The sequence below is a fragment of the Flavobacterium kochi genome (assembly GCF_048286715.1).
Classification (GTDB): Bacteria; Bacteroidota; Bacteroidia; order Flavobacteriales; family Flavobacteriaceae; genus Flavobacterium.
In genome coordinates, this window is record NZ_JBLVPW010000013.1 from 144,402 (window position 1) to 152,258 (window position 7,857).

The 7,857-nt window shown below is 34.9% G+C and carries 7 protein-coding genes; all 7 read right to left on the reverse strand.

Annotated elements, in window-relative coordinates:
• Nucleotides 1-51 precede the first annotated feature (51 nt).
• Nucleotides 52-2,424: a TonB-dependent siderophore receptor gene (locus ACNQGH_RS13120; protein WP_417956466.1), complete on the reverse strand. Its 2,373-nt coding sequence runs from the start codon at nt 2,422-2,424 to the stop codon at nt 52-54.
• 198 nt (nt 2,425-2,622) lie between these two features.
• Nucleotides 2,623-3,090 (reverse strand): DUF6265 family protein, encoded by a 468-nt coding sequence (locus tag ACNQGH_RS13125; protein ID WP_417956467.1) that lies wholly within the window; start codon nt 3,088-3,090, stop codon nt 2,623-2,625.
• A 207-nt stretch (nt 3,091-3,297) separates the two neighbouring features.
• On the reverse strand, nt 3,298-5,589 hold the full coding sequence (locus tag ACNQGH_RS13130; RefSeq protein WP_417956468.1) for a DNA topoisomerase 3: 2,292 nt from the start codon (nt 5,587-5,589) through the stop codon (nt 3,298-3,300).
• 179 nt (nt 5,590-5,768) lie between these two features.
• Nucleotides 5,769-6,266 (reverse strand): GNAT family N-acetyltransferase, encoded by a 498-nt coding sequence (locus tag ACNQGH_RS13135; RefSeq protein ID WP_417956469.1) that lies wholly within the window; start codon nt 6,264-6,266, stop codon nt 5,769-5,771.
• On the reverse strand, nt 6,263-6,553 hold the full coding sequence (locus ACNQGH_RS13140; protein WP_417956470.1) for a type II toxin-antitoxin system TacA family antitoxin: 291 nt from the start codon (nt 6,551-6,553) through the stop codon (nt 6,263-6,265). The genes ACNQGH_RS13135 and ACNQGH_RS13140 overlap by 4 nt, the downstream gene beginning before the upstream one ends.
• A gap of 125 nt (nt 6,554-6,678) precedes the next feature.
• On the reverse strand, nt 6,679-6,873 hold the full coding sequence (locus tag ACNQGH_RS21895; RefSeq protein ID WP_470303887.1) for a 7(1) septoil knot domain-containing protein: 195 nt from the start codon (nt 6,871-6,873) through the stop codon (nt 6,679-6,681).
• Nucleotides 6,874-7,212: 339 nt separating this feature from the next.
• A complete protein-coding gene (locus ACNQGH_RS13145; protein ID WP_417956471.1) occupies nt 7,213-7,380 on the reverse strand; it encodes a hypothetical protein in 168 nt (55 codons plus the stop codon).
• Nucleotides 7,381-7,857 lie beyond the last annotated feature (477 nt).

Here is a 7,857-nt window from a genome sequence, read left to right on the forward strand (position 1 = left end):
CCCCACCGAAATGAGGAGTTTAGTTAAACAAACAAACAAAACTAACTAACTCTAAAATTTATACCCAACAGATAGGCGCATGTTGGTTCCGGCTTCTGTTTGCCAGTAATACATGTCGCTATAGCTATAATATCCTCCGGAATACAGGTATTTGTTCAAAATATTATTGATAACAAGGTTGACTGATATTTTGTTTTTTTGGTAGGTAACGCCTCCGTCCAATCGGAAATAGTCGGGAAGCATTCCGCTGTTATCAGGCGAAATATACCAGGGTGCTCTTTTTACCTGGTATTGGTATCCTAATGAAAAACCAACTCCGTTTAGTGGCCCTCTATCTATTTTATAATTCAACCAGGCATTTTGGATATGCCTTGTAGTTCCTGCCACTTGAGTTCCCACAAGCGATTCGTCAGTGTCTTTGGTTGTTTTTCCTTCCGTGAAGGCATAGTTAACAATAAGATCTAGGTTCTTAAATATTTCTCCTCTAAGGTCTACCTCAAATCCTTTTGTTTTTTGTTGTCCACTTTCTCTACTGTATTGTTGTGTTCCGGATGAATGTTCCGGATCTAATGTAAGAACATTGTTTTTGGTAATTTGATAGACTGAAACAACTGAATTCCATTTTCCGTTGAGCCAGTCTCTTTTTAAGCCAAATTCTATATTACCTCCCGTTTCAGGTTTAAAAGATTTGCCTTCCCAGTTGGTACCGTAGTTCTCATTAAAAGATTGATCGTTTACAAAATAGGCGGCCGTGTTTTTATCAAAGGAATAACTCAAACCTACTCTCGGTGTAAATTTTTTGTTTTTGGTCCCCCCGGAATAAACATTATACGCTTTAAGGAGGGTATACCTTCCTGCCAATGTTAATCTCAGTCTGTTATCCAAGAAACCCAATTCGTCCTGAACATAGAGTGCTTTGTAACTGTTTTGGTATTTTACATCTCTGTCTTCCAGTCTTTTACTTCTGTCAAAAATAGGAGAAGCGGCTAGTGTTCCGTGGACCGGATTGTATATGTCTAAATCAGGCAAAGCGAAATATTGTGACCAGTCGTGAAAAAATGTTTTTTCACTTAGATCCAATCCCGATAGTATTTTGTGGGTAACTGATCCTGTTGTGGCTTCACCATTTATAAAAGCTTGTCCAACATAGATTTTTCCTAAAATATCCCAATTTCCACCGGCGCGTTTAAGAATGGCGTCATTGGTTGGGTCAAAGCCAGTAGGCCATAATGACATTCCTTCCTGTTGATAATTAAGATAGGATGTTTGGGCAGTAAACTTCCATTTGTCATTTATTTTATGATCTAAAATGGCAAGAATATTTCTTTCTGTCATTTTTGTAGGATCTAAATTATCCTCTGATGTGGAGAAACTTCTTGGTAAATCAGCATATCCTCTGTGCGAAAAAACATAATTGGCACCAACGGCGTTTATTTTAGAAAATTGCTGCGTGTATTCCAGTGTTATGGCTGTTTTATCGGTTGCCAAATATTTAAGTACAGGAGCAAATGTGTAGCGATCATTAAAATCAAAATCACGGTAACTTTGTTTCTTTTCTCCCATTACATTAATGCGATACAATAATTTTCCGTTTTTGGTCAATTTTCCATCAAAATCCAATGTACCTCTATACCTGTCAAAACTTCCCAGCGTGAAACTGGCTTCGCCTTTGGTACGTCCGCTTGGTTTTTTGGTAACAACATTGTAAAAACCACTTGGGTTACCGTTTGCGAGCATAAATCCTGCAGGGCCTTTGACAAATTCGATACGTTCTACCATACTCATATCCTCCGTAAGTGGGCCCCAGGTGGAGCTTATATTCATTCCGTTTCTAAAGGCGGCTACCTGACTGCCTCTCATGGTAATATTGGCATAATTATCCCAATGTTCCACTCTTGTAGCGCCACTTACATTGCGGGTCACCCCTTCAAGCATATCAAAAATTTGTTGATCATTGATCAGTTTCCCTGTTATAACTTGTATGTTTTGCGGAATCTCAATAATTGGCGATTGCAAACGAAGAGAAGAAGAAACACGATTCGTTTTGAAAGCGCTTTTATTACTCAAAACCACCACCTGATTCAACTCATTGTTCGATAAGGTAAGTTGTAATGCTACTGCAGTGACTGCTCCCATTGTAATTTTAACTTCCTGCTCCAGATCATTATACCCAACTAAAGTAACTTTTAAGACATGAACCCCTTCGGATATGTTTTTTAATATAAAAGTTCCATTGTTATCCGCAATGGTATTTTTGTTTGCTCCTTTTATAGAGACCGAAACTCCTTCAGCGGGTTTGTTGTCGCTAGTTAAAATAGTTCCTTTTATGCTACCGGAGTTTTGGCCAAAAGCGGTGGTTATACAAAGGAGCAACAGACAGACGAGAAAAATAAATTGGGGTATTCGTTGTTTTAAATAGTTCATGGTTAAAAATTAAATGCGTTAAAGCTTATTTAGAATAAATAAGAATAAGGCAAAAATAAAATTTAATTTTTATTTAACAAATATTATTTAGACTAATTAAAAGTAATATTTTAACAGGATGATTTCCATAGTTTTGGGCATAAAAAAACCTCGCTTTTTTGAAGCAAGGTTTTGATTTGAGTATGAAATGATACCTTTTTACTTGGTCTTTTTCATCGAAAATTGTTCTGAACTTGGTTTTCCTTGTTGGATTCCCGAAATTTTAGCAACCAAACTGTCAGGAGTAATTTGAGTGTAACTGATTTTTTGAGGGTAATCGTGTTTTGGATTTTCAAAAACCAATTGTTTTTCTGTTGCAGCTGTCAATTTAAAAGCAACCGGTTTGTCATCGTTTTGTCCTTTTACGGCTGCATTATAAGTCAGTTCTTCCCCTTTTTGTTTTAATGTTATGGTTTCAAAATGTAAGGTGTCTTTTTCTTTTATAAAATAAGACTGTGCTTGAAAGGTGCTGTCATTTACTTTTTCCCAAGTTTCGGAAAGATTTCCATCAGCTGAATTGTTTTCCCAACTTCCCAGTAGCCAGCGTGCTGCTTTGATTTTATCTTTTTCATTTGCGTCTGATTTTTTACAGGAAACAATTGCTAACAGAAGCAGTAAAAGGGTCATTTTTTGAAACATCGGTGTGAATTTTTGGTGTTGTTTTGAAGAGCTAAAGTATAAAAAAATAGCATAGTGTCCCTTTTTTAGTTTTGGAATATACAAAAGGAGCAGGCTGTTGATTTTATGAATAGTGTAAGTAAGGATGGAATCATACCAAAATAGTAATCTGATCCATTTGACATCAATTTTACTCCAAAATAGCGATGAACGGTGTTAGATACTTTCTTTCAAAATAGTATGAACCAATTCTTTGGTTGCTTTTTGGTCTTTTAATTTAACTCTAACCATATCAAAAGTAACTTTAAAATCACAGCCCGATTTATAATCGCTGCACCCATAAGCAGTGTTTCCCTTAAGAACTGTTCCTTTTTTGCATTTCGGACAGACTAATACATCCGATGTTGCTTTTGGATCTATTTTCTTAGGTTCCAGTTTAAGTTTAAAATTTTCATCAAAACGAAGCAAACCTTCCACGGGACCAGCGTCGGTTTTAAATTCTTTTAAATTTACCGTAGATCCCTTTTGAAGTAATCGCAAGTATTGATTCTCTGATATTTTTTTCTCTGCAAAAGCAAAGGGCAATACAAAAGTACAGCCTGCTTTATAATCACCACAACCATAAGCTGATTTTCCTTTTATAATCGTCGCTTTTTTGCATTTTGGACATGCTTCAGCCAAAATTCCAGCCGCTTTTTTTTTCTCAACAGTAGCTTCTTGTTTTTGAATATTTCCTGCATGCGAAATATTGGCGCGAGTGGTTTCACTTCGCACTTCATACACCAGGGCTTCTACCATGCGTTTCATATTTTTAATAAAAGAAGCGGCGGTAAATGTTCCTTTTTCAATATCTTTCAACTGCTTTTCCCAGGAACCGGTAAGTTCAGCCGACTTTACTAAATCATTTTGAATGGTGTCAATCAATTGAATCCCCGTTGGCGTTGGCAATACCTGTTTTTTGTTTCTAACAATGTATTGGCGTTTAAAAAGGGTCTCAATAATATTGGCTCGTGTTGATGGACGTCCAATACCATTTTCTTTCATCAATTCGCGTAAATCTTCGTCGTCTACCTGTTTGCCCGCGGTTTCCATGGCACGTAATAAAGTTGCTTCGGTAAACTGATTGGGTGGTTTGGTTTCCTTTTCTAAAAATGAGGGTTCGTGCGGTCCTTTTTCGCCTATAACAAAACTCGGTAATATATCAGCTTCTTTTTCTTTTGCATTGGGGTCTTCAAAAACGACGCGCCATCCTTTTTTTAAGATTTCTTTTCCGGTGGTCTTGAACAGTACATCCGCAGCTTTTCCAATTACCGTGGTATTGGCTACCAAACAATCGTCGTAAAACACAGCAATAAATCGCTTTACAATAATATCATACACCAGTTGCTGATTGTATTGTAAATTAGTTTGTATGCCCGTTGGAATAATCGCATGGTGATCGGTTACTTTTTTATCGTTGAAAACTTTAGTCGATTTTTTAATCTTTTTTTCTAAAAGCGGTTGCGTCAACGCGGCATAATTGGTTAATTTTTGCAGTATGCCTGGTACTTTTGGATAGATATCGTTTGGTAAAAAAGTCGTGTCGACTCTGGGGTAGGTAACCACTTTTTGTTCGTACAAGGTTTGAACAATTTTAAGCGTTTCATCTGCCGAAAACCCAAACTTTGTATTGCAATACACCTGTAAGCCTGTTAAATCAAATAGTTTAGGCGCAAACTCATTGCCATTCTTTTTTTCAACAGAAACAATTTCAAAATCACTTTCCTTGACTTTTTCGGCCAGAATTTCGCCATCTTCTTTTTTCAAAAAGCGTCCTTCCTCATAGCTGAAAAGTGTCTCTCTATATAAGGTTTGCAACTCCCAATACGGTTGTGGTTTAAAATTTTCAATTTCTTTAAACCGGTCCACCACCATGGCTAGTGTAGGGGTTTGCACCCGACCAATAGACAATACTTGTTTGTAACCGCCATGCTTTACGGTATACAAACGGGTGGCATTCATCCCTAATAACCAGTCGCCAATGGCTCTGGAAAAGCCTGCGTAGTATAAATTATCGTAGTTGGTGGATGGTTTTAAGTTTTCAAAACCCTCTTTAATGGCTTCAGTGGTTAAGGATGAAATCCACAGTCGTTTTACTTCGCCTTTATAATTGGCTTCATTCATTACCCAGCGCTGAATAAGTTCTCCTTCTTGTCCAGCATCCCCGCAGTTTATAACAAGTTCAGCTTTGTCAAATAAACTTTTTATAATTTTAAATTGCTTTTGAATACCCGAATTTTCCACCACTTTGGTTTCGAATTTTTCGGGAAGCATGGGTAGGTTATTCAAATCCCAGCTTTTCCAATGGGGTTTGTAATCGTTAGGTTCTTTTAAGGTACACAGATGGCCAAAGGTGTAGGTTACAGCATAGCCGTTGCCTTCGTAATACCCATCATGTTTGGTATTGGCTCCTAAAACGGATGCGATTTCTCGTGCTACACTTGGTTTCTCGGCAATACAGACCTTCATTTTATGCTTTTAATTTGAAGCCGCAAATTAGGAATTTAGAAGTTGGTATTAAAAAGAAATTTTACGGAGTTATGAACGGGTGCAAGTGGTGGATTGGAGTATTGCAGGGAACGAAGTAACCATATTAACCAAAATAATTATGGACTCACAAAGGTGTTTGTGTTTATGATCACTGCATTCTATTCAAATAGGGTTGTGTTCATTGGTAAAAACATTTTTCCACTATCTGGAAGATTAATAAGTCCGTATTTCTCATAAAATTTTACTACATCTTCATCCAACGGGTCAACTATAACAGCAAAAGAGCCAATACTTTTAGATATTTCGTAACTCCTTTTTAATGCATCTAGCAATAACAATTTTCCAACTCCTTTAGCTTGAAATCTATCATCTATCGCTAACCGTCCCAGTAAGGTTGTTGGAATCGAGTCATATGATTTTGGTAATTTTTTTTGAAATTCAGTTGGAATCATACTTTGAGGAATACTATTATTTGACAAAGTATAATAACCTTTCAATAAATTACTTTCTTCATCATTGATTACAAAGCAGGCAGAAAGTTTTCTTTTAATGTCTTGATTGTCTTGGTTTTGTAAATAATTATCATGCATTTCTTTACCACAAGAAAATTCTTTTTTTCTGTGATTGGAATTTAGGTTTTCTGTTAGTTCACTCATTTAGACAAAAGCGCTTTGTATTCGTTTGCAGCGTCAACAAGACTTTTGTTTGCTTTGGGCGGATTAGTAATTGCATCGAAAAATATCTCACTATCTTTTTGTGAAGCAATAATTTGTTCTTTCTCTAAGATAATTTCTTTTGCTTTTTCTTGAACTGTCAGAACTACAAAATCGGTAAGGCTTCTGTAGCCACCCAGACGTGCTGCTTTTTCAAAAAAATATTTCATTTCTTTCGGTAAGCGAGTGTCAAACCTCGATTTCTCTTCTTTTAAATCTTTAGTAGCCATAATTAAAAAAATTAAATTTTATTCAAATGTACGGATAATTTCCGCTATAATCGTAATAACAGCTGTGTTGTCAGACTATTCAGGGTGTTTTGAAAAGTATATGCTCTGTATTTAAGATAATAAATTTAATTAACCTTTCGGAAGCTATCAATATATTTTATTTTAAAATCTGGGAAAGAATCGACAATTTTCCATTTACTTCCCGAGTTTGGAAAAGAATCAACTATTTCTATATTTACGTCAGCAAAACTTTCAACAACTTTTACTTTATAATCAGGGAAGCTATCTACGATTTTTATTTTACCGTAAATTTTTTTAATTCATTTTTTGTCACTTTCGCCATATCTTAAATGTTTATTTTTAGTTATTAATTTATTCATTTTACTGTATGATTACCGCAAACATTCTGATGCTACAAGTGGTTTGGAACTAAGAAAGGACTATTGTCCGGATATATCAAAACATCTTAAAAAAAAATCGTTTTAAATTAAGTCAATTGCCCAAATCAATTATAGAAGCTGTTAACCGACGTTAATTTCATCTTTTTCTTTGGCAGTAATTTCTTAAAGTAAAGAATTATATTATGACTTTTGTTAAATGTGAATATTTCGTCGTCTTGTTCCCAATGCTTAAAATATGTTTTATTTTGAATTGATATATTACCTATAATTGATTAAATCAAATAATAATTCTAACAATTCATTTGCATTTTCTGAAAAATCCTGTTTTTTTAATTCATTTTCAAAATATCCAAAAGTAACTGCTTCACTTACACAACTATTGAAAGTCAAATATGTCTTTTGATGAATAATGAGCAGATAATCCATTTCTTAATTCTTTAACAAACTCAACAGAATATTTTCCTAGTAATACATTTACATCATTTTTGTTTAATGGAATGGGTAATTTTAACTCCGACAAAGGTTTAAAAAAGAGAATTAAATCTCTTGGTCTAATTAATGTGTGGTCAATTACATATTTAAAACTAGAATAAATATAACTTTCGTCATTTGCGATTAAACTTTCTCAAGGTTTGTCTTTATCAAACTCAAATTCATTTATTTCAAAATTCAATTTAATTCGCTTATTTACGAATTGTTTTATCTTTAATTCATTTTCATTCTTCTAAATGGATCTTCCGCTACAAAGGTCGCCACGATTCCGCTGCAAAGGTCGCCACTTATTCTATCTAACTTATTATAAGGAATTATATAACATACTGATTTTCACAATAATATATTGCCTAATTCTTCAGAGAAACCATCTATTCAGTTGTTTTTAAGTTATACCTAATTCTTCAAATG

Excerpts from the sequence above, each read along its gene's own strand:
- ACNQGH_RS13120 (WP_417956466.1), bottom strand. The coding sequence starts at position 2,424 with ATGAACTATTTAAAACAACGAATACCCCAATTTATTTTTCTCGTCTGT.
- ACNQGH_RS13125 (WP_417956467.1), bottom strand. The coding sequence starts at position 3,090 with ATGACCCTTTTACTGCTTCTGTTAGCAATTGTTTCCTGTAAAAAATCA.
- ACNQGH_RS13130 (WP_417956468.1), bottom strand. The coding sequence starts at position 5,589 with ATGAAGGTCTGTATTGCCGAGAAACCAAGTGTAGCACGAGAAATCGCA.
- ACNQGH_RS13135 (WP_417956469.1), bottom strand. The coding sequence starts at position 6,266 with ATGAGTGAACTAACAGAAAACCTAAATTCCAATCACAGAAAAAAAGAA.
- ACNQGH_RS13140 (WP_417956470.1), bottom strand. The coding sequence starts at position 6,553 with ATGGCTACTAAAGATTTAAAAGAAGAGAAATCGAGGTTTGACACTCGC.
- ACNQGH_RS13145 (WP_417956471.1), bottom strand. The coding sequence starts at position 7,380 with ATGGATTATCTGCTCATTATTCATCAAAAGACATATTTGACTTTCAAT.